At 39.1% G+C, this 20,395-nt stretch carries 24 protein-coding genes; 11 read left to right on the top strand and 13 right to left on the bottom strand.

Annotated features, from left to right (window positions below):
• The first annotated feature begins 9 nt into the window (after positions 1–9).
• The 7 genes from ICV01_RS03125 to ICV01_RS03095 all read left to right on the top strand — a co-directional run bounded on the left by ICV01_RS03125 (position 10) and on the right by ICV01_RS03095 (position 6,539).
• Positions 10–741, top strand: a complete 732-nt coding sequence (locus tag ICV01_RS03125; RefSeq protein ID WP_215288523.1) for a proteasome-type protease — start codon at positions 10–12, stop codon at positions 739–741.
• 474 nt (positions 742–1,215) lie between these two features.
• Positions 1,216–2,598, top strand: coding sequence for an NAD(P)/FAD-dependent oxidoreductase (locus ICV01_RS03120; RefSeq protein WP_215288521.1), 1,383 nt, complete (start codon positions 1,216–1,218; stop codon positions 2,596–2,598).
• Positions 2,599–2,600: 2 nt separating this feature from the next.
• Positions 2,601–3,392: a DUF1365 domain-containing protein gene (locus ICV01_RS03115; RefSeq protein WP_251369378.1), complete on the top strand. Its 792-nt coding sequence runs from the start codon at positions 2,601–2,603 to the stop codon at positions 3,390–3,392.
• A gap of 3 nt (positions 3,393–3,395) precedes the next feature.
• On the top strand, positions 3,396–4,583 hold the full coding sequence (locus tag ICV01_RS03110; protein WP_215288518.1) for a cyclopropane-fatty-acyl-phospholipid synthase family protein: 1,188 nt from the start codon (positions 3,396–3,398) through the stop codon (positions 4,581–4,583).
• Positions 4,570–5,367: an SDR family oxidoreductase gene (locus tag ICV01_RS03105; RefSeq protein ID WP_215288516.1), complete on the top strand. Its 798-nt coding sequence runs from the start codon at positions 4,570–4,572 to the stop codon at positions 5,365–5,367. The genes ICV01_RS03110 and ICV01_RS03105 overlap by 14 nt, the downstream gene beginning before the upstream one ends.
• A 12-nt stretch (positions 5,368–5,379) precedes the next feature.
• Positions 5,380–5,811, top strand: a complete 432-nt coding sequence (locus tag ICV01_RS03100) for a nuclear transport factor 2 family protein (protein ID WP_215288514.1) — start codon at positions 5,380–5,382, stop codon at positions 5,809–5,811.
• A 32-nt stretch (positions 5,812–5,843) separates the two neighbouring features.
• The gene (locus tag ICV01_RS03095; protein WP_215288512.1) at positions 5,844–6,539 is read left to right on the top strand and encodes an SDR family NAD(P)-dependent oxidoreductase; all 696 of its coding nucleotides are present in this window, start codon (positions 5,844–5,846) and stop codon (positions 6,537–6,539) included.
• A gap of 33 nt (positions 6,540–6,572) precedes the next feature.
• Here the strand turns inward: ICV01_RS03095 and ICV01_RS03090 are convergent, their stop codons facing one another.
• Genes ICV01_RS03090 through ICV01_RS03080 form a run of 3 tightly spaced genes read right to left on the bottom strand, consistent with a single transcriptional unit; the run spans position 6,573 to position 8,539 of the window.
• On the bottom strand, positions 6,573–6,728 hold the full coding sequence (locus ICV01_RS03090; protein WP_215288510.1) for a DUF2256 domain-containing protein: 156 nt from the start codon (positions 6,726–6,728) through the stop codon (positions 6,573–6,575).
• Between the two features lie 9 nt (positions 6,729–6,737).
• Positions 6,738–8,273 carry a cryptochrome/photolyase family protein gene (locus ICV01_RS03085; protein WP_215288509.1) on the bottom strand — a complete coding sequence of 512 codons (1,536 nt, stop codon included), beginning with the start codon at positions 8,271–8,273 and terminating at the stop codon, positions 6,738–6,740.
• Complete coding sequence (locus ICV01_RS03080) at positions 8,270–8,539, bottom strand: TIGR03643 family protein (protein WP_215288508.1); 270 nt, start codon at positions 8,537–8,539, stop codon at positions 8,270–8,272. The genes ICV01_RS03085 and ICV01_RS03080 overlap by 4 nt, the downstream gene beginning before the upstream one ends.
• 76 nt (positions 8,540–8,615) lie before the next feature.
• Between ICV01_RS03080 and ICV01_RS03075 the strand changes: the two genes are divergently transcribed.
• Positions 8,616–8,963, top strand: coding sequence for an HNH endonuclease (locus ICV01_RS03075; RefSeq protein WP_215288507.1), 348 nt, complete (start codon positions 8,616–8,618; stop codon positions 8,961–8,963).
• On the opposite strand, the gene ICV01_RS03070 is transcribed toward ICV01_RS03075, so the two are convergent.
• The 3 genes from ICV01_RS03070 to ICV01_RS03060 are packed head-to-tail and all read right to left on the bottom strand — an operon-like array spanning position 8,960 to position 10,778.
• Positions 8,960–9,418 carry a DUF2878 domain-containing protein gene (locus tag ICV01_RS03070; protein WP_215289098.1) on the bottom strand — a complete coding sequence of 153 codons (459 nt, stop codon included), beginning with the start codon at positions 9,416–9,418 and terminating at the stop codon, positions 8,960–8,962. The genes ICV01_RS03075 and ICV01_RS03070 overlap by 4 nt on opposite strands.
• A gap of 56 nt (positions 9,419–9,474) precedes the next feature.
• A complete protein-coding gene (locus ICV01_RS03065) occupies positions 9,475–10,023 on the bottom strand; it encodes a DUF3833 domain-containing protein (RefSeq protein WP_215288506.1) in 549 nt (182 codons plus the stop codon).
• A gap of 56 nt (positions 10,024–10,079) precedes the next feature.
• Entirely contained in the window at positions 10,080–10,778 is a 699-nt protein-coding gene (locus ICV01_RS03060) for a queuosine precursor transporter (RefSeq protein WP_215288504.1), read from the bottom strand.
• A 324-nt stretch (positions 10,779–11,102) separates the two neighbouring features.
• On the opposite strand from ICV01_RS03060, the gene katG reads away from it, so the two are divergent.
• Entirely contained in the window at positions 11,103–13,256 is a 2,154-nt protein-coding gene (gene katG, locus ICV01_RS03055) for a catalase/peroxidase HPI (protein ID WP_215288502.1), read from the top strand.
• Between the two features lie 82 nt (positions 13,257–13,338).
• On the opposite strand, the gene ICV01_RS03050 is transcribed toward katG, so the two are convergent.
• Positions 13,339–13,881 (bottom strand): TIGR00645 family protein, encoded by a 543-nt coding sequence (locus ICV01_RS03050; RefSeq protein WP_215288500.1) that lies wholly within the window; start codon positions 13,879–13,881, stop codon positions 13,339–13,341.
• 139 nt (positions 13,882–14,020) lie between these two features.
• On the bottom strand, positions 14,021–14,692 hold the full coding sequence (locus tag ICV01_RS03045; RefSeq protein ID WP_215288498.1) for an alpha/beta hydrolase: 672 nt from the start codon (positions 14,690–14,692) through the stop codon (positions 14,021–14,023).
• A 252-nt stretch (positions 14,693–14,944) separates the two neighbouring features.
• Between ICV01_RS03045 and ICV01_RS03040 the strand changes: the two genes are divergently transcribed.
• Positions 14,945–15,163, top strand: a complete 219-nt coding sequence (locus ICV01_RS03040; protein ID WP_215288495.1) for a hypothetical protein — start codon at positions 14,945–14,947, stop codon at positions 15,161–15,163.
• Here the strand turns inward: ICV01_RS03040 and ICV01_RS03035 are convergent.
• The 5 genes from ICV01_RS03035 to ICV01_RS03015 form a co-directional block, all read right to left on the bottom strand.
• On the bottom strand, positions 15,160–16,101 hold the full coding sequence (locus tag ICV01_RS03035; RefSeq protein ID WP_215288493.1) for a CysB family HTH-type transcriptional regulator: 942 nt from the start codon (positions 16,099–16,101) through the stop codon (positions 15,160–15,162). The two genes, ICV01_RS03040 and ICV01_RS03035, sit on opposite strands and share 4 nt — an antisense overlap.
• Complete coding sequence (locus ICV01_RS03030; RefSeq protein ID WP_215288491.1) at positions 16,098–17,198, bottom strand: sulfate/molybdate ABC transporter ATP-binding protein; 1,101 nt, start codon at positions 17,196–17,198, stop codon at positions 16,098–16,100. Before ICV01_RS03030 ends, ICV01_RS03035 begins: the two co-directional genes overlap by 4 nt.
• Positions 17,195–18,070: a sulfate ABC transporter permease subunit CysW gene (gene cysW / locus ICV01_RS03025; protein ID WP_215288489.1), complete on the bottom strand. Its 876-nt coding sequence runs from the start codon at positions 18,068–18,070 to the stop codon at positions 17,195–17,197. The genes ICV01_RS03030 and cysW overlap by 4 nt, the downstream gene beginning before the upstream one ends.
• Positions 18,070–18,906: a sulfate ABC transporter permease subunit CysT gene (gene cysT, locus ICV01_RS03020; RefSeq protein ID WP_215288487.1), complete on the bottom strand. Its 837-nt coding sequence runs from the start codon at positions 18,904–18,906 to the stop codon at positions 18,070–18,072. The genes cysW and cysT overlap by 1 nt, the downstream gene beginning before the upstream one ends.
• 144 nt (positions 18,907–19,050) lie before the next feature.
• A complete protein-coding gene (locus ICV01_RS03015) occupies positions 19,051–20,046 on the bottom strand; it encodes a sulfate ABC transporter substrate-binding protein (protein WP_215288485.1) in 996 nt (331 codons plus the stop codon).
• A 138-nt stretch (positions 20,047–20,184) separates the two neighbouring features.
• On the opposite strand from ICV01_RS03015, the gene ICV01_RS03010 reads away from it, so the two are divergent.
• Complete coding sequence (locus tag ICV01_RS03010; RefSeq protein WP_215288483.1) at positions 20,185–20,337, top strand: hypothetical protein; 153 nt, start codon at positions 20,185–20,187, stop codon at positions 20,335–20,337.
• The last annotated feature ends 58 nt before the right edge of the window (positions 20,338–20,395 follow it).

Raw genomic sequence — 20,395 nt, 5'->3', positions numbered from 1 at the left:
AGATGATTCATGACCTATTGTGTTGGTGTTTTATTAGACCAAGGATTAGTTTTAGCTTCGGATACACGAACTAATGCCGGAGTTGATCAAGTAGCAATCTTTCCAAAAATGCATATTTTTGAGATTCCTGGCGAGAGAATCATTACTTTGATGACAGCTGGAAATTTGGCTATTACCCAATCTATCGTAAGACGCCTCAGAGAATCCATTGAAAAAAATGACGGCCCTCATCTACATAATGTTGATTCATTATTTGCAGCCACTAGCCTTGTTGGAGATGAAGTGAGGTTCGCATTTGAAAAAGATGCCGAGCACCTCAAGAACCATCATGCTGACTTTCAGGTCAGCATCATCGTAGCTGGGCAAATCAAAGGAGAGAAGCCACGGTTATTTAGCATTTATAACGCAGGTAATTTTATTGAAACGAGTGCTGAAACACCCTATTTCCAAATTGGTGAAACCAAATATGGCAAACCAATTATTGACCGCGTAGTACGACACGACACTAGCCTTATGGATGCCGTGAAATGCATCCTAATTTCATTTGATTCAACTATTAGAAGCAATATATCTGTAGCAGCTCCTATCGATGTCATGATGTACAAAACCAATTCATTTCAATCGAATCTTAAACAACGAGTCTTAGAAAGTGATCCTTATTACTCCTCTATTAGAAAAGGTTGGGCAGAGGGTTTGAAGACGGTATTTACAGAATTACCAAATCCAGATTGGGGTAAGTAATCAACAAATAATATAAAGAATTCAGTCCATTAAATGTCGGGTTACCCGACATCCTCCATTGAAATCCATAAAACTCCACGAGTACCCAATCACACCAATAATTGGCGTGACTAATTACTACCCCTAAGAAGAGTCAATTTATTTATTTAAAATCAATTAGTTATTGGAGGCGGAACCCAGAATCGAACTGGGGTACACGGCTTTGCAGGAACGCTGTTGATTTATAAGGGTTTTTTATTCAACAACAAGCCTTGTATCGTATTCGATGTCCTTTTTGCAGACTCGAACTTGGAGTCTAGTAAAGCCCTTTGGATCTCGAAATTTATCTACAGGCAGTTGAATGACGAATGTCGGGATTCCCGACAAATTTCATAGTAATTAGCACCAATAAATCTGATGGAAGCATCTGAAATATATAGAGAAATGCCTTAGACTGCGTTCAATCATATAAAAATTAGCCTTGGATTAGAAATAATGAGACAAAAAAAACAATTAGCCATTATTGGTGCCGGCATTTCAGGCCTAGGTTGTGCTTACTATCTTAGAGAAAATCCACACATTGAAATTACTATATTTGAAAAAGAATCTCGTTTAGGCGGACATAGCAACACGATTGATTTTTTAGACCAAGGTAGCAATAAAACATACGGAATTGACACAGGATTTTTGGTTTTTAACCGCCGCACATATCCACATTTATTACAGTTATTCAAAGAACTTGATGTGCCAATTGCTGACTCTGAAATGTCATTTTCGGTATCTATACCCACAAATGGAAATAGTTCCCCATTAGAGTGGGCAGGAACCGATCTCAATAGTATTTTTGCGCAAAGACATAATTTGTGGAATTTTGATTTTTTAGGGATGCTAAAAGACATTATTAGATTTAATAAATTAGCTAAAACTATTGCCCGAAATAATGAATTAACTGACTTTACAGATAAAGCTCAAGAATCAGTTGAAGAGTTTCTTGTCAAACATAAATTTGGCTCCCCCTTCAAAAATTGGTATTTATTACCAATGATCGGTGCCATCTGGTCTTGCCCTGTTAGCGAAATGATGCAATTTCCAATTAAGACTCTGATTCATTTTTGTGACAACCATGGCTTACTAAATATTATTGACCGACCTCAATGGCTGACTGTTGATGGCGGCTCACGTGAATATGTTTCGCGCTTAGTCAACAAATTAAAAAGCAGCGGCATCAAGATTGATCACAAGGCAATCAGCCAAGTTGATCGAACACTGAATGCAGAGAAAATAACTTTAACTTGTGATTCCGGGGAGCAGCTTGAGTTTGATGAGGTTGTTTTCGCTTGCCATAGCGATGAAACCATAAAAATACTGAAAGATGCCAGCAAAGAAGAACGAATGATTCTTTCATCAATTCCCTACCAGAAAAATACTGCTTATCTACATATAGATGAATCATTACTACCAAAGAATAAAAAGGCTTGGGCAGCATGGAATTATTCCTCTAAAGCCTTAGGCTCTAATGGCAATGATGTTGCCTCTCATGTATGCGTTCATTACCTGATCAACAAACTACAGCCCCTACCTGATTATCTTAAAAATCAATCTATTATTGTTAGCTTAAATCCCCACACATTACCCAAAGAGTCGTTAACTCAAAGAGTCATTCATTACTCGCACCCCCTATTTGATGGTGCAGCCATCCATAGCCAAAAACAATTACCCTTGATTCAAGGAAAAAACAATACTTGGTACTGTGGTGCATGGACCGGCTATGGCTTTCATGAGGACGGCCTGAAATCTGGTGAATTAGTGGCAATGGATATTCTTGAATCGATCAATTCTGAGATATCAAGTGAATCATTCCCATCAGAAAAAATTTAATTATGGCAAGCTTGAATTCAGCTTCGATCTGTTTTGGTGAGGTTTTACACAAAAGAACAAAACCAAAGAAAAATGCTTTCAGGTACCAAGTATTTTTCTTGAGAATTCCCATGCGATCACGAAATACTGATAGAACCCTTTTATCTAAATCAGGGGTTGGGGACAATTCTTTCTCATGGATTTCTTTTTATGATCGCGATCATGGTCAAGGCGACCCAGATGCACTTGCTTGGATTGAAAATAAATTAAAAAAATCAAATATCAATGATGTTGATGGCGAAATTTGGCTACATACCTTCCCTAGAGTTTTGGGATATGTCTTTAATCCAGTTAGCTTCTGGTTCTGCCAAAACTCTGAAGGCCAAATCAAAGCCATTGTGGCTGAAGTCAACAATACTTTTGGCGATAGACATTGCTACTTATTAAAGCCCCATCAAAAAAATCAAATCCAATATGGTGAACCTCTAACCGCGGATAAAGAATTTCATGTATCACCTTTTTTTGATGTGTTAGGTCATTATGTATTTCGGTTCATGAGAAAAGAAACATCTTCAAGTGATGCACAAAATGTCTCGGGAATTGAATACTGGCACGACACAGAGCTTTTACTTAGCACTAGCATTAGCGGGAGGGAACTGCCATTAACGAAAGTCAATATTGTTAAATCAATCGTTAAGTTTCCACTGCTAACATTTGGAGTTATTTTAAAAATTCATTGGCAGGCCATCAAACTTTGGTACAAAGGCGCTAAATTCTACAGCCGGCCAACATCAACGGGATCCGAAATAAAGTAACTTATGCTGCATAAACATACTAAAAAAATATTCCAGCATCTATCAAAAATACAAGGGGGGCAATTACACCTCACCCTACCTAATCAGCATCAAGAAATTTTTGGAAACCTCGATAATTACCCCAATGGAAAAGCTATTGAATTAACTATCAATGACTGGAAAGTCTTAAAGTTAATCATTTCACGCGGGGATATTGGCTTTGCAGAGTCTTATATACAAGGACTTTGGGAAACCAATAATTTAGAAGGTCTTATTAGACTTATATTAATAAATAGAAAAACTCTAGAGAATTTGATCTATGGATCTTTTTTAGGTTCTATTTTTTATCGAATAAAACATTTTTTCCATAAAAATACTCGCTCAGGAAGTAAAAAAAATATCCATGCGCATTACGACTTAGGTAATGAATTTTATAAATTGTGGCTCGATCCCAGCATGATGTACTCAAGCGCATTATTTGAAGGAAATTTTTCTCAAAGCCTCGAATCAGCTCAATCTGCAAAAATTCAGAAGATTTTGGGGGAACTCAAATGCTCTCCCAATGAAAAAGTATTAGAAATCGGTTGTGGCTGGGGAGGTTTTATGGATGCCAGCCTCAATCAAGGTCTAAAAATAACTGGCCTAACCCTCTCTCACGAACAAAAGAAATATATTGAAACCAAATTCTCCAGCACCACGAATGCGGAAGTGCTGTTTATGGACTACAGGGATAGCATGGAACAATACGATGGAATTGCCTCCATTGAAATGTTTGAGGCTGTTGGAGAGGCTTATTGGCCGGACTACTTTGATACCTTATATCGCTGCTTAAAACCCGGAAAGCGAGCTGTTATTCAAACCATCGTGATTGATGATCAGCTATTTGAAAAATATCGAAATGAGACTGATTTTATTCAACAGTATATTTTCCCTGGTGGCATGCTGCCATCTGCAAACGTATTCAAAGATCATGCAAAACGTGCCGGATTGCAATTAGTCAACCAATATGCATTCGGGGAAGACTATGCGGAAACCTTAAGAATATGGAGCAAGTCATTTAATGCTCAACTGCATAAAATTCACCAACTGGGTTTTAAAGATGAATTCATTCGATTGTGGAATTTTTATTTAATGTACTGCGCAGCAGGATTTGCAGAGAAAAATATTGACGTGATTCAATTTACGTTGGAAAAGCCTCATGAAGAAATTTGATCAGAGTCTTAAAGACTTTCAAAATAAAAATGTTTGGATTATCGGAGCCTCATCAGGAATTGGAGAAGCTTGCGCCAAAAAACTTAGTGCGCTCGGCGCCAACCTAATCATCTCTTCTAGATGTTCAGAATCTCTAGAAAAAGTTGTACTTACCTGCCAACAATTACATATTAATAAAGCTAAGCCACACATCATCCCAATAGATGTCACGGATGATCAATCGGTTCTTGCAGCATGCCATCTGGCCTTCAACCACAGCCCCAAGATTGACCTATTGCTGCTGTTATCTGGCATTTATGAGCCCATGCGAGCAGATCAATTTGAATTCTCAAAGGCATTTAAAACTGTCAATACTAATTTGCTTGGCGTCATGAGAGTCATTGCCCAAGCTATTCCTCATATAATCACCCAACAGAACGGGCATATTGCCATCACAGCTAGCGTTGCTGGTTACAGTGGCTTACCTAATGCTCTTAGCTATGGCCCCACTAAAGCAGCTCTAATTAACTTTACTGAATCGCTTTACTATGACCTAAAACCCAAAGGTATTAGCGTTCATTTAATTTCACCTGGTTTTGTAGAAACACCAGCTACAGCTATAAATGACTTCAAAATGCCAGCACTTATTACCTCAGAAGTTGCTGCCACAGAAATTATTAAAGGGCTTCAGCGAGGTGAATTTGATATTCACTTCCCTAAGAAATTTACCTATTTCATGAAATTTTTAAGAATTATTCCTTACTCCCTCTACTTTTGGATTCTAAAAAAATTCATCAAGATATAAGGCGCTGTCAATATGTCCGATTTACTTTTGCAAAAGCTCAAATCACTTCAATATGAATATGAACATATTGAAATAAATCGTATAGACCAACTAATGGCACACTATTCAATCGATGCTATTTTTAAAGATCCTTTCCAAACAGTTTCGGGCAAAGAAGCTATTGCTCATGTTTTCAGGAAAATGTTTGACCAACTGAATAGCCCATCATTTAAAGTCCTATCAACAATCCACAATAGCTCAGAAGCATCCATCTTTTGGGAGTTTAACTTTCAATTTAAACGGTGGAATACGGCCCCTCAAAGCTTAAAGGGAGTAAGCTGGTTAACGTTTAATGAACTAGGGCTCATTACATCCCATATTGACTACTGGGATCCTTCTGAAGGTATCTATGAAAAGTTACCTGTTTTAGGTCATTTGATGCGTTTTCTTAAAAAGCAAGCTTAAGAAAATTAATTTCAATAACGGTCAAATTACTTATGCCATTACTCCCTAACCCCTTCAAAGCATTAGTTATAGGCTCATCAGGGGCCATCGGACACTCATTTTTAGAGTTACTATCAAATCATGCATCTTGTCAGGAAGTTATTGGCATACACCGTCACTCAACAATCGCGATTAACTATCTTGAACCCAGTTCAATCGAGTTAGCCGCCAAAGCACTCATCTCTGAAGGCCCTTTTCAACTGATCATTAATACAATTGGCGCCTTACATACCAATCAATTCATGCCAGAAAAGAAACTGGATGATCTCGACCCTATCTATATGATGGAGTTAATGAACATTAACTCCATTGGTCCAGCACTAACGATTCGTCATTTTTCAAAATTACTTGATCCTAAAAACAGCCTGATGATCACTCTATCCGCTAAAGTTGGTAGCATTGAAGATAATCGATTAGGTGGCTGGTATAGCTACCGGGCATCAAAGGCAGCCTTAAACATGTTAATCAAAACTGCTGCTATTGAATTAGCAAGAACTCAACCCAATACAGCATTGATTGCACTTCATCCCGGAACTGTTAATTCCAAACTATCCAAACCTTTTAGAGGCGAGCAAATCGGGCGAACCCCGGATGCTGCGGTTAAAGATATGTTTCAGGTCATTAAAAATATTGAGAAGGAAGATACGGGTACCTTCCTCTCCTATCAAGGCGAAAAGTTGCCCTGGTAAAGCATTAACACTGATTGATCAGCTCAATTGAAATCAGCTTATTTTGCTTTTTCGCCTACAAGCCTCTGAACAATACTTAATAGATTCCCAATTTTTTTCCCAGGACTTTCTCCAAGTCATTTCTTTATGGCAAGCCACACATAACTTGGAGGGTAAATAACTTTTATTTCCTTTATGCTCTTGCTTCATAAGCCAACTTTAAATCTCATTTAAATTATCTAAAATTTTATGTGCATGAGATGCTATAGCACGCTGATCTTCGACACTAATTCTTGATAAATTCGCTGTCATTAATCTACTGCGGGGATTAGCTTCCAGTTGTGCGCGGTGTTTAATTAAAAAATTCCAATATAAAGTGGTTATAGGGCAAGCATTCTCGCCGTACCTGACATCTGGTTTATATGGGCAAGTATCACAATAATTACTCATCCGCTTTACATATGCACCACTTGCAATATAGGGCTTACTAGTGAATCGACCACCATTAGCAAACAAGGCCATTCCTGCTGTATTTGGTAGCTCAACCCACTCTATAGCATCGACATAAATTGCCAAATACCAATCGCATACTTCAGAAGGTAAGATTTCCGCCAACAAGGCAAAATTACCTGTAATCATCAAACGTTGAATGTGATGAGCATAACCATATTTCAAGGTTTGACCAATCGCATCACGCATGCAAGCCATCTGAGTATGCCCATCCCAATACCATTTCGGCAATGCTCTAGTGTGGCTGTAGTAGTTATCCTCTGCCATTTTTGGCATATCTAGGTAATACATACCTCGTACAAACTCTCTCCACCCCAAAATTTGCCGGATAAACCCTTCTACCGTTGATAAATCTAAACTATATTTTTTCCATGCCCCTAGAACAGCGTTAATAACTTCGCGAGGATTGAGTAGTTTCAAGTTTAATGAAGTAGACAATACGGAATGCCACCCAAAAGGGGTTTTAGTCCACATGGCATCCTGAAAAACACCAAAATTTCTTAATCGATAGTCTATAAAGTACTGCAAGCCCTCTAATGCTTGAGCTCTAGTTACTGGCCAGTTGAAATATTCTAATGACCCTGGATGATCCTTGTAATTGTTCTTTACATAAGCAAGAACATCTAATGTAATTTGATCTGGCTGAAATTGAATAGGCCCATCCACCATACCTGGACCTTTTTTAGGGTAGGGTTTTCGATTGTCTTGATCAAAATTCCACTGCCCACCCTCGGGCTCACCATCAGCATCTATCAAAATATGATGGGTTTTACGCATCTGGCGATAAAAATATTCTAGCCTTAGTTCTTTTTTATTACTGGCCCATTCGCGAAATTCTTGATGCGTACAAAAGAAATGATTATCTTCATACATTACTAAAGAAATTTTCAACTCTTCGACCAATTGCTCAATAGCTTTTTTAAGGCGCCACTCACCAGGCTCCACACAAACGAGACAATTAATTTTCTTCTCAATTAATTGATTTTTTAAAATATCAATAATTGAAAGGGGTGATTCTTTGATATAAGTAAGCGGGTACTGAAGAGATCTTAATTCCTCAGAAAAATGTCTCATCGCAGATAGAAATATTGCAATTTTTGCTTGATGAGACCAAACATAAGTTGCCTCTTCTGAAGACTCAATCATGATTAACTCATCAGATGATGGGTTAAATTCCTTTAAGGCCACCCCCTGAAGATCTAACTGATCTCCCAATATCAGAATCAGTCTTTTTGCGTCACTCATGGATGCTTATATTGTGTAGGGCAGTAGGCTCGACGCACAGACTCTCCTCGAAGAGCCAAGTGCTTTGTTGATCTGCCAGTTACTCTTTTTCGCCATAACTCAAATGAACGGCGCTTCAATGAATATCGCATCAATTCAATAACTTGGGGCTCAGAAATTCCAAAACAGTGCTCAATAGCATCAAATGGGGTCCTGTCCTCCCAAGCCATTTCAATGATGCGAGATAAATCAGCATCAGAGAGTTTATTCAAATTAATTTTTAACATTCTGCAAGTTTAAGACTTATTTACTAAACTAGCGTAGTCTAAAAATGTTAAAAATTACCTTTATTAAAATCATTTAATGCTTGGAAAAATTCGCAAAAAAATAATTGCCGAGCAGGCGCACCAAAATAGAGCAAATGACACCTTGATTTGCCCCCTTTGTGAGAGGGCTATTCCTAACTCTCAAAAAGATGCTCACCACCTGATACCCAAATCAAAAGGCGGAAAAGTGACTGAGTACCTTCATAGAATATGTCACAGGCAAATTCATGCACTATTTACTGAAACTGAATTAGCGGCTCAGTTCAATACTGCAGAAAATTTAAAAGTACATCCGGAAATAGTTAAATTTATTAAATGGGTTAAAACCAAACACATTGACTTTTATGAAAGAACATCTAAGAGCAGCAGAATTAAAAAGAACTAAATGGGGTAGGATCTCCCTTGACTCACCCTCATAATAATTGGGGTAGCAAAAAGCCAAACAATCGAAATCACTAGCAAAGATTTATTTGGGTAATCAAAGTGGCCCGCACCTAGCGAGACACCCGCCCAATAAGAAAGTGGTCCCATGACGCTGCCAAAAATTGCTGCCAAAACCAACCTATCTTTAAGCCAACTTAATGAGTGGTTAACTGTACTTAAGAAGCCAGCCCAAATAACCCAAATCCATACAGGAGATATAGCCTTCCAATAATTGGTAGTAAATGAAATGAGGTTCAACTGAATTAACAACGTATCAACAACTATACCGAGCAAGATGCCTTTAACTAGTAACTCAAAGTCTCTTCTTGGTTCGTGACCTTGATATATGTTTATCGCTACCCCAAATAACCCCAGAACAATAGCTAAGCATTCATGATTGGTTGCAGCCCCATAAATGCATGCAAACTAAATCAATTGAAAAATAATGAAATTAATTATTTTCTTCATTTGAATTAATGCCGCTTATAAAAGGCTAAAGTCACCTCCCCCAAGTAAAAGCCAAATTTACTCATCTTGGCTTTATTCAACATCACATGTTCATCCATCTGATACATCCAGTCATCAAACTGAACGTTATAAACAGTTCCATCTACAGGTAAAGCAAGGGTATATGTCCAGTTAAGCGCATTTCCACCCACTTCACCCAAAGCAGCTCCAACTACATCATCTGCAACGCCCGAATATTTACCCGGGGAAACCTCAGTTAAAGTCCATACTCTTTTTTGTTTTACTCCATCAGAATAAGTAAAGGACTCATCGAGAACTCCAACTTTTTTACCATCAACAACACGCCACTTAGCGTCCATGACAACCTTAAATCGCTTAACAAGCTTTCCTGATCGATCTGTAAAAATACCATGGGCATCAATAACACCATTGAAATATTCGGATAAATCTAATTTAGGTTGCTGCCCTGAATAATCCTGCACTTTAGGCGATGAACAACTAATTAAGGCTAACGAAGCAATGCTCATCAAAAATACATTTTTAAAGAATTTCATCATGCTCCAAATCATTTTATTTAATAGGGTTACTAATACAGTCTGAAAAACCATATCTATAACTTAATTGAAAAAGGCGTGAAATTCGTTTTCCAATCAAAATAATCTTCATGCTCAACCTTTTTTAACCAAGCAACTATTTTGTAGGTAACAGGAGTCATGACAACTTCCCAACCAGATTTAAGCAAGTATTGAGCCACAGCAACGGCAATAATCTGATCCACTGCCCAAATGCCGTAAAAAGCGATTACATAAAAAATGGATGAATCAACTAACTCTCCTACCAATGTTGATCCAATCGTTCTAGTCCACAAATAACGGCCATGCGTTGCCAATTTCATCTTTGCGAGTACGTATGAATTTGCAAAACTACCACAGGAAAAAGCAATCAAAGAAGCAAGAATGATTCGCCACGTATTACCAAAAACTGTTTCTAGACCATCTTGATAGTGACTCATATAAGATGAAGAATCTGGTTTTAGCGATAAAACAACTACAGACATGAATGCTGCAAAAGCCAGCGCAGAAAAACCTGCCCACACAGCTCTTCGATCATATTTATAACCGTAAACTTCTGTAAAGATATCTCCGAATAAATAAGTTATCGGAAAGAATAAGATGCCAGCGCCATAACTTACCGTACCTAAGTAAGGCAAATCAATCACAGCCACCTTTCCAGCCCCAATTAAATTGGAACAAAGCAGAGCTGCGATAAAAGCTGCTAACAGCAAATCATAGTATTTATGTTTAACCATTTAAGGAATGTAAGGCAATTTAAAGAACTCTGCATATAGATGATGCTGTATTAACAACTCAAACCCTTATATCGGGAGACGATTAAATTCAAAAATGTAATGTAGATATCGATTATTTAGATAATCAATATTAAATTAATCAATTTGATTAATAATTAAATACCAAGGAAGATAACCAAACCAAAACCAACTATTGAAGGAGTTTGGCATGAATGACACAGATTATTTATCAAAAAAATTAAATGTTCTAGGCTATCAGCTAGAACAAATCTTTAGTACTTACTACTGGACAGCAAAATAATTGAATAACCAAAGGAGATAAACATGACCTCAAAAGGAATGTGCCCAGTTACTCATGGCGCCAACACACATTTAGAAAATACACCGATGGCTTGGTGGCCCAAGTCTCTCAATCTGGATATTCTTCACCAGCATGACACTAAAACTAACCCCATGGGGCCATCATTTAATTATCGTAATGAGTTAAAAAAGCTTGATGTAACTAATCTCAAGAAAGATGTGCGAGACCTCATGACAAATAGTCAAGATTGGTGGCCAGCAGATTGGGGGCACTATGGCGGCCTCATGATTCGAATGGCCTGGCATTCTGCGGGTAGTTATCGTATAGCTGATGGTCGCGGTGGTGCTGGCACTGGAAACCTACGCTTTGCGCCACTAAATTCTTGGCCAGATAATGGTAATCTCGATAAAGCACGCAGACTCTTGTGGCCTATCAAAAAGAAGTATGGCAATAAAATCAGTTGGGCAGACCTCATGATTTTAGCAGGCACAATTGCCTATGAATCGATGGGCCTTAAGACTTACGGCTTCTCATTTGGCCGCGAAGATATCTGGCATCCAGAAAAAGATATTTATTGGGGTTCTGAAAAGGAGTGGCTACAAAAAAGTGGTGGCGAAGGCTCACGCTACTCGGGTGAGCGAGACTTAAAAAACCCCCTTGCCGCAGTCATGATGGGATTAATTTATGTCAATCCAGAGGGTGTTGATGGAAATCCCGATCCCCTTAAAACAGCTAAAGATATGAGGGTAACTTTTGCTCGGATGGCTATGAATGATGAAGAGACTGTTGCCCTTACAGCTGGCGGTCATACTGTAGGTAAAGCTCATGGAAACGGTCATGCTGCCAATTTAGGGCCCACCCCCGAGGCTGCGCCAATAGAAGAGCAAGGTCTTGGCTGGGCTAATCATAAGACTCGTGGCATCGGTAGAGATACAGTCACCAGTGGCATTGAAGGTGCATGGACAAGTAATCCAACTTACTGGGATAACGGTTACTTCCGCTTATTACTAGGCTATGACTGGAAACTCACCAAGAGTCCAGCGGGCGCTTGGCAATATGAGCCGATCAATATTAAGGAAGAAGATATGCCAGTTGATGTTGAAGATCCAAATATTCGTCGTATGCCAATGATGACTGATGCGGATATGGCCCTCAAGATGGATCCAGAGTATCGCAAAATCTCTGAAAAATTTGCTAATGATCAGACCTACTTCTCTGAGATATTTGCAAGAGCTTGGTTTAAATTAACCCATCGTGATATGGGGCCAAAATCAAGATACTTTGGACCAGATATTCCTAAAGAAGATCTGCTCTGGCAAGATCCGATCCCTGCTGGCTCAAAAGACTATGGCATTGAGGCAGTAAAGAACAAGATCAAGGCTAGTGGCTTATCCATAAGTGAGATGGTCACAACGGCATGGGATAGCGCTCGTACTTATCGTGGATCAGATATGCGCGGCGGCGCAAATGGCGCAAGGATTCGCTTGTCACCTCAAAAAGATTGGGCTGGCAATGAACCCGAGCGCCTTGCAAGAGTCTTGACTGTATATGAAAAGATTTCCAAAGAGTCTGGCGCAAGTATTGCAGATATTATTGTTCTTGCGGGTAATATTGGCATCGAGCAAGCATCCAAAAATGCAGGCTTCGAAGTCAAAGTACCATTTAAACCGGGTCGTGGCGATGCTCTTATAGAGATGACTGACATTGAATCTTTTTCCGTTCTAGAACCCTTGGCGGATGGCTTCAGAAACTGGTTGAAAGAGAACTATGTTGTAACACCAGAGGAGCTACTATTAGACCGCAGCCAATTAATGGGGCTCACAGCTCAAGAAATGACAGTGCTAATTGGTGGCATGCGTGTTCTTGGAACAAATTATGGTGACACGAAGTATGGCGTATTTACAGATAAGATCGGCACATTGACCAATGACTTCTTTGTGAATCTGACTGATATGAGGTATTCATGGAAACCAACTGGCCGCAATAGCTATGACATTATTGAGCGTAAAACTGGGAAAACAAAATGGACAGCTACTCGCATTGATTTAGTATTTGGCTCAAACTCTATTTTGCGAGCTTATGCTGAAGTCTATGCCCAAGATGACAACAAGGAGAAGTTTGTGAATGATTTTGTTGCCGCCTGGAGCAAAGTCATGAATGCTGATAGATTCGAATAACTCTTCACCCTAGTGATGATAAAAAAGAGGGGGCAATACCCCCTCTTTTATCTTATAAGAAAATAAATCTAGAATTGATTTGTCAGTGCTTAGCCAATAATTTTTCTGTATAAGCAATTGCCAATGCTGAAACAACAAAAGTTAAATGGATTAAAGTTTGCCATAACAAGGTCTTATCATCCATGCTTGGGGCATTAATAAATGTTTTAAGAAGATGAATTGATGAGATACCAATAATAGCTGTAGCCAGCTTCACCTTTAATACACCGGCATTGACGTGAGACAACCACTCAGGCTGATCAGGATGATTCTCCAACTCAAGCCTAGAGACAAAAGTTTCCCAACCACCAACAATGACCATTACCAATAAATTTGAGATCATTACAACATCAATCAACCCCAATACAATCAGCATGATTTCAGTTTCAGTAGTACCGCCCTTATTCACCATCATTTGAATGAGGTGAACTAGCTCATTCCAGAACTGAACAACATAAATACCCTGAGCGATGATCAAGCCAATATAAAGAGGTGCCTGGAGCCAACGGCTCATAAAGATCCAGCGCGGTAGCGGTCTTAAATTAGACTCAATGGATTCAATCGTTTTGTCACTTTTATTATTCATAAAACCCCATATACGAAAAAGTAGCTAATTTAATTAAAGCATGCCTCAAAGAATATTGTCAGATAGATTTGTAACCCTAACCGGCAAAAATCTTATTAGTTTATATCCCACCCATTAAATGTCGGGTTACCCGACAAACTTAGATACCTAATAATCGCCTAGTTTGATGTCTAGTTCGGGCAATTTGACTACCACGCCCCCTAGCATGACCAGAAAAATCCTTAACATATAAATCCCCTAAAGGTAAATGTTGATATGCTACCTGAAACTCTTTAAGCAATGAAAGTCCTAGAGGCCAAGGGCCATATCCAGAGGCAATATTGATGTGCCCAGCTGACTTTAGTATTAATAATCGACTACCCCAACACTCAGACCAAAGCTGAATCGTTGTTAACTTCATCCATGGATCATCATCACTAGCCACTACCAATGTTGGAAATGGTAATTTATGAACTGGAATTAAAGCTCTAATACTCTCAATAGGATTCCAATCAGACTTATCTCTAATACCAGTTAAAGTAAATCTCTCAGGATCTGCCGGAGCTACCAACATAAGCCCTGCAACACGATCAGGTCGATCTACGGCTGCTGAAATAGCTGCCAAACATCCAAAGCTGTGGGCAACAATCCAAAGCGCCCCCACTGAATTATCAATAGCATCCCTTACGTTATCAGCCCACCTAGCTAGAATGGGGCTATCCCAATCCTGCTCAACTCTTATCGACATTGTGTGATTCTCAATCCAAGTCTGCCAGTGAGCATCACCGCTACCTTTATATCCTGGGACTATAAGTACATTTGGTTTTGACATAACTCGACAATGTACGCTGAAATTCTTACCATTCAAAATAATTAAATCAGCTGAGCTTATGAGTGGATTGCTTATATATTTTTCTTAGTTCCAGACATATTGATAAGAATTTAGTATTTAATCAAACCTCATTAAGGAACCAAACCATGTTTGCATATGAAATCTTGTTAGGCGTATCGCTAGTCTTTAGCTTAGCGTTCTACATAGCAGCTAAAGGATCTGCCGATAGATTTTTAGATGGGGAGTGAATTTATGTCTACTGATAATAAATCCAACGTAAAAACTTTAATAATTGGACTTACTTTAACTACAACTTCGGGTTACTGGTTGTTGAGTAGATATTCACTAATCCCTGAAAAACCAGACTGGATAGATATTGCAACATTTATAGCATTTCTTATTGGCGCCGCACTTCTTATAGTTGCGACGCCTGGTGAAGAAATTAACTATGATGAAAGATCGCCCTTCTAATCTAGATCCTGATCATTTGAAGGCAATAGCGCTGATTTAATATGAGCCTCAGTTAAATCAGCAGCACATAATTCAATGAACTTATAAGCATAGCCTCTTAAATAATGCCCACGCCGTACAGCAATACGAGTCGTATTATTTTCAAATAAATGAGAACTTGCCAACAAAGTTAATTGAGTATCTCGCTCTTTTTGATAAGCCATTGATGCAATAATGCCAACGCCAAGACCCAATTCAACATAGGTCTTAATGACATCAGCATCTAAGGCAGACATCACAATATCAGGCGTAATATTTGATTTTAAAAATGCCTCATCAATATGTTGACGGCCAGTAAATCCTTCGTGATAAGTCACAATTGGATACTCAGCCACATCTTCCAGTGTCAATTTCTTTATTTTCTCAAGCGGATGACCTTTAGGAACAATCACAGCATGATGCCAACTGTAATAAGGGAAAGTGACCAACTCAGGAACTTGGCTAATTGCTTCAGTTGCAATACCAATATCTGCTTGACCATCCGCCAACAGCTGCGCAATCTCACCGGGACTACCCTGATGCAAAGCTAAATGAACCTTAGGGAAAGCTTGCTTAAATTGACTAACCACCTTAGGCAAAGCATAACGAGCTTGCGTATGTGTAGTCGCAATAGTCAATTGACCTTGATCACTCTTACTGAACTGTTCAGCCAAGTGTTTGATATTTTTAGCATCTAAGAGCATACGTTCAACGATACCTAATAGCTCTTTACCTGGATCTGTTAGACCTAATAGTCTTTTTCCTTTACGAACAAATAACTCAATACCTAACTCATCTTCTAGATCTTTAATGTGCTTACTAACACCTGATTGAGAGGTATAAAGTGCATTTCCAACCTCAGTTAGGTTGTAGTTTCTTCTCACGGTCTCACGAATAATTCTTAATTGTTGGAAGTTCATACTTTGCTCACTTGAGAAGAGTTATCAAATATCTTTAGCTGAGATGGGACAATACGGACTTGCAAGCCCTCCTGAAGGTTTCTGCTAAGCACCTCAGACTTAGGTAATTCAACCTCAAAATGCTGCGGCAAACCTTGATTATCAGAGCCATCTAATGCTGATAGTTCAATTCTTGAATTAACACCAAAAGACAAAATTCGATCGATTCTGGCTGCAACGCCATCAGTTCTACCCACATAGTCCACAATCGTTAGCTCATGAGGTCTTGCAAAAGCAACAACCGGAGTACCACTTGCTAAATCTGTAGCCTCACGGTGATGAATATTGTGCTCCCCTACCTGAATTGCATCTCCATCAACACGCCCATGAAACAGATTCACATTTCCTAAAAATCCATAAACAAATGGGGTTGCTGGCTTCTCATACACCTCATCAGGGCTACCGATTTGCTCCACTTTTCCTTTATTCATTAAGACGACACGATCTGCCACCTCCAAAGCCTCTTCTTGGTCATGAGTCACAAAGATAGAAGTAATGTGTAGTTCATCATGGAGTTTTCGTAGCCAACGACGTAACTCTTTCCTGACCTTAGCATCTAATGCCCCAAAGGGTTCATCCAGAAGTAAGACTTTAGGCTCAACTGCTAAAGCTCTAGCCAAAGCAATACGCTGACGCTGACCTCCAGATAATTGAGCAGGAAAACGATCATGCAACCAATCTAACTGCACGAGATTCAAGAGCTCATGTACTTTTCTAGAAATCTCCGCCTCACTGAGACGTTCCTTTTTATTTTTGACACGCAAGCCGAATGCCACATTATCAAATACGGTCATATGCCTAAATAGTGCATAGTGCTGAAATACAAAACCCACCTGACGTTCACGGACATGACGACTAGATGCATCATCTCCATCCAACAACACCTGACCACTATCAGAAGTTTCCAATCCGGCAATAATGCGCAAGAGTGTTGTTTTGCCACATCCTGATGGGCCCAATAAAGCCACCAACTCTCCAGTTGGAAAGTCTAATGACACATTATCTAAAGCAACAAAATCGCCAAAAGATTTATTGATATTTTTTACTTGAATACTCATAGTTGCCCTTCAATTAGCGGTTCTGCATGTGTTTCTGAGCGAAGACGCCACTCCACATAGGTTTTAACGGCTAGAGTCAATAACGCTAGTAACGCCAAGATGGATGCCACTGCAAATGAAGCGGCAAAGTTATATTCGTTATAGAGAATTTCTACATGAAGTGGGATAGTGTTGGTGTAACCTCGTATATGGCCAGAAACAACAGAGACCGCACCAAACTCCCCCATAGCCCTAGCATTACAAAGAATCACACCATACAATAAACCCCACTTGATATTAGGCAAGGTAACTTTAAAAAATGTTTGCCACCCACTTGCTCCCAATACTGTGGCTGCCTCCTCCTCTTCACGCCCCTGAGCTTCCATAAGAGGAATCAACTCTCGCGCCACAAATGGAAATGTCACAAAAATAGTTGCTAATACAATCCCGGGGATTGCAAAGATAATTTTGATATTTTCACTATCCAACCAAGGACCCAACCACCCTTGCGCACCAAATACCAATACATAGATAAGACCTGCAATCACCGGCGACACAGAAAATGGCAAATCAATCAAAGTAATTAATAAATGCTTGCCCTTAAAGTCAAACTTAGTAATAGCCCAAGCCGCTGCCACACCAAATATAAGATTAAGAGGCACTGCAATTACAGCAGCAATGAGTGTCAATTTAATAGCGGAAACAGCATCTGGTTCTGTAACTGCTGATAGATAAACATCCCAGCCTTTTTTTAATGCCTCCACAAATACTGAGATGAGTGGCAATAACAAGAAAAATCCAAAGAAACTTAGAGACAAAGCTACTAAAGTGTATTTAACCCATCGCGGCTCAGTAGTCGCTCCACTCTTTTCAAAACGAGAAAGATGACTCATTAACGACTCCTCCCTGTTCGTTTTGCGGTCCATGCTTGCAAAGCATTAATCGCAAACAAGAGAATGAGAGATATAACCAACATGACAACAGCAATCGCCGTTGCTCCTGAATAGTCATACTGTTCAAGCCTCGTAATAATCATTAAAGGCGTAATCTCTGAAACTAAAGGAATATTGCCTGCGATAAAAATGACTGAACCATATTCACCTACTGCTCTAGCAAAAGCCAAAGCAAATCCGGTCAGTAATGCAGGCAACAGAATTGGCAAAATAACCAAATGAAAGGTCTGCCAACGGTTGGCTCCCAAACTAGCAGAAGCTTCTTCTAATTCAGTTTCAAGATCTTCAAGAATCGGCTGAACAGTACGTACAACAAATGGCAACCCAATGAAGATCAATGCAATCAAAATCCCTAAAGGGGTAAAAGCCACCTTAATACCTAAAGGCTCTAAATACTGCCCAATCCATCCGTTTTTACTGTAAAGCGCGGTTAATGCAATTCCAGTTACTGCTGTAGGCAAAGCAAAAGGCAAATCAACTAAAGCATCAATGAGCTTTTTACCAAGAAAGTTATATCTCACTAATACCCAAGCTAGCATTAAGCCAAAAATTGCATTAATAAAACCTGCAATAAGAGATAGGCCAAAACTTAATTGATAAGAAGCAACCACACGAGGGGCACTAACAACTTCCCAAAAATGATCGAAACCCGAACTACCCGCTTTCAATGCAACCGCAGATATAGGAATAAGAACAATGAGAGATAGGTAGACCAAGGTATAACCTAAAGATAGATTAAACCCAGGAAATATTTTGTTTTTACTTAATATAGCCATGAACGTAGTCTAGAAATCAATGCCTTGCTTGTGAACTATTTAAATTTGATTAGCTTATGCAAATTATTGATATAAAAAAACCGCCCTGTTACAGGCGGTATAAAGATTGCAGGGAGACTCGTTTAGATTATTTTCTATATAAGCTTATTTCACAATGATCTGATCAAATGTACCACCATCTGAGAAATGTTCCTTCTGAGCTTTTTGCCATCCACCAAATGTCTGGTCAATAGTGAAGAGCTTTACTTTAGCGAATTGATTGGCATACTTAGCAGCGGCTTTGGGCTCACGCGGGCGGTAATAGTGTTTACCAGCAATTTCCTGCCCTTCTGGTGAATAAAGATACTCTAGATAGGCTGTAGCAATTTTTCTTGTACCTTTTCTATCAACCACCTTATCAACGATAGTCACAGGAGGTTCAGCAAGAATTGATAAAGATGGCGTCACAATTTCATATTTATCAGGCCCCAATTCTTTTACAGCCAAGAAAGCCTCGTTTTCCCAAGAAATCAATACATCGCCAATGCCACGCTCAGTAAAAGTCGTTGTAGAGCCTCTAGCACCTGAATCCAAGACTTTCACATTGGCGAATATTTTCTTAACAAAATCTTTGGCTTTTGCATCACTACCACCGGGTTGTTTGAGTGCATAAGCCCAAGCAGCCAAGTAGTTCCAACGCGCTCCACCTGATGTTTTAGGATTAGGTGTAATCACGTCAACACCTGGTTTAGCTAAATCATTCCAATCTTTGATTCCCTTAGGATTTCCTTTACGCACCAAGAAAACAATCGTGGATGTGTATGGCGAAGAGTTATTCTTTAGACGTTTTTGCCAATCTTTAGGTATTAGATTTTTCTCACTCAAAATATCAATGTCATAAGCAAGTGCCAAAGTCACTACATCAGCATCCAATCCATCCAACACGGCTCGAGCCTGTTTGCCAGAACCACCATGTGATTGTTTAAAACCAACATCTTCACCAGTTTTCTTTTTCCAATATTCAGTAAATGCTTTGTTGTAGTCTTGATATAACTCGCGAGTTGGATCATAAGAAACATTTAGTAAAGTTGGCCCCGCAATACCTGTTGCTGAGATACCTAAGCCGATCAATAGAGCAATAATTTGTTTTGAGATTTTCATAACACCTTCCTTTTATCAATGGAGTCAATGTAAAAGGTCAAATAAAAAGAAGGAAGCAAGAAAAAATGCTTAGCTTATGAAAATAAGTTGATTGATGAAAGGCATAAGCCGGTCTATCTTTTCTAAAAAGGATTAGATATGTCACCTGCCAGAAATCAATACAACCCAATTATTAGAAAACTTCTTCAAGAGCATGATGCTTTACCTATGCATTACGTCAATAGAAGAAATGAACTTCAACGTAGACTTCTATTCCTTATGTCTACAGTGAAATACTTAGAAATAACTTAAAAATGTCGGGTTACCCGACATCTTCCATTCAAACCCATAAATCTCCATGAATCACCAA

It is taken from the genome of Polynucleobacter sp. MWH-Spelu-300-X4 (assembly GCF_018687515.1).
Classification (GTDB): domain Bacteria; phylum Pseudomonadota; class Gammaproteobacteria; order Burkholderiales; family Burkholderiaceae; genus Polynucleobacter.
This window is presented reverse-complemented; position numbering and strand designations above follow the sequence as displayed.

Coding starts and splice junctions, on each gene's coding strand:
- ICV01_RS03125 (WP_215288523.1), top strand. CDS start 10: ATGACCTATTGTGTTGGTGTTTTATTAGACCAAGGATTAGTTTTAGCT.
- ICV01_RS03120 (WP_215288521.1), top strand. CDS start 1,216: ATGAGACAAAAAAAACAATTAGCCATTATTGGTGCCGGCATTTCAGGC.
- ICV01_RS03115 (WP_251369378.1), top strand. CDS start 2,601: ATGGCAAGCTTGAATTCAGCTTCGATCTGTTTTGGTGAGGTTTTACAC.
- ICV01_RS03110 (WP_215288518.1), top strand. CDS start 3,396: ATGCTGCATAAACATACTAAAAAAATATTCCAGCATCTATCAAAAATA.
- ICV01_RS03105 (WP_215288516.1), top strand. CDS start 4,570: ATGAAGAAATTTGATCAGAGTCTTAAAGACTTTCAAAATAAAAATGTT.
- ICV01_RS03100 (WP_215288514.1), top strand. CDS start 5,380: ATGTCCGATTTACTTTTGCAAAAGCTCAAATCACTTCAATATGAATAT.
- ICV01_RS03095 (WP_215288512.1), top strand. CDS start 5,844: ATGCCATTACTCCCTAACCCCTTCAAAGCATTAGTTATAGGCTCATCA.
- ICV01_RS03090 (WP_215288510.1), bottom strand. CDS start 6,728: ATGAAGCAAGAGCATAAAGGAAATAAAAGTTATTTACCCTCCAAGTTA.
- ICV01_RS03085 (WP_215288509.1), bottom strand. CDS start 8,273: ATGAGTGACGCAAAAAGACTGATTCTGATATTGGGAGATCAGTTAGAT.
- ICV01_RS03080 (WP_215288508.1), bottom strand. CDS start 8,539: ATGTTAAAAATTAATTTGAATAAACTCTCTGATGCTGATTTATCTCGC.
- ICV01_RS03075 (WP_215288507.1), top strand. CDS start 8,616: ATGCTTGGAAAAATTCGCAAAAAAATAATTGCCGAGCAGGCGCACCAA.
- ICV01_RS03065 (WP_215288506.1), bottom strand. CDS start 10,023: ATGAAATTCTTTAAAAATGTATTTTTGATGAGCATTGCTTCGTTAGCC.
- ICV01_RS03060 (WP_215288504.1), bottom strand. CDS start 10,778: ATGGTTAAACATAAATACTATGATTTGCTGTTAGCAGCTTTTATCGCA.
- katG (WP_215288502.1), top strand. CDS start 11,103: ATGACCTCAAAAGGAATGTGCCCAGTTACTCATGGCGCCAACACACAT.
- ICV01_RS03050 (WP_215288500.1), bottom strand. CDS start 13,881: ATGAATAATAAAAGTGACAAAACGATTGAATCCATTGAGTCTAATTTA.
- ICV01_RS03045 (WP_215288498.1), bottom strand. CDS start 14,692: ATGTCAAAACCAAATGTACTTATAGTCCCAGGATATAAAGGTAGCGGT.
- ICV01_RS03040 (WP_215288495.1), top strand. CDS start 14,945: ATGTCTACTGATAATAAATCCAACGTAAAAACTTTAATAATTGGACTT.
- ICV01_RS03035 (WP_215288493.1), bottom strand. CDS start 16,101: ATGAACTTCCAACAATTAAGAATTATTCGTGAGACCGTGAGAAGAAAC.
- ICV01_RS03030 (WP_215288491.1), bottom strand. CDS start 17,198: ATGAGTATTCAAGTAAAAAATATCAATAAATCTTTTGGCGATTTTGTT.
- cysW (WP_215288489.1), bottom strand. CDS start 18,070: ATGAGTCATCTTTCTCGTTTTGAAAAGAGTGGAGCGACTACTGAGCCG.
- cysT (WP_215288487.1), bottom strand. CDS start 18,906: ATGGCTATATTAAGTAAAAACAAAATATTTCCTGGGTTTAATCTATCT.
- ICV01_RS03015 (WP_215288485.1), bottom strand. CDS start 20,046: ATGAAAATCTCAAAACAAATTATTGCTCTATTGATCGGCTTAGGTATC.
- ICV01_RS03010 (WP_215288483.1), top strand. CDS start 20,185: ATGTCACCTGCCAGAAATCAATACAACCCAATTATTAGAAAACTTCTT.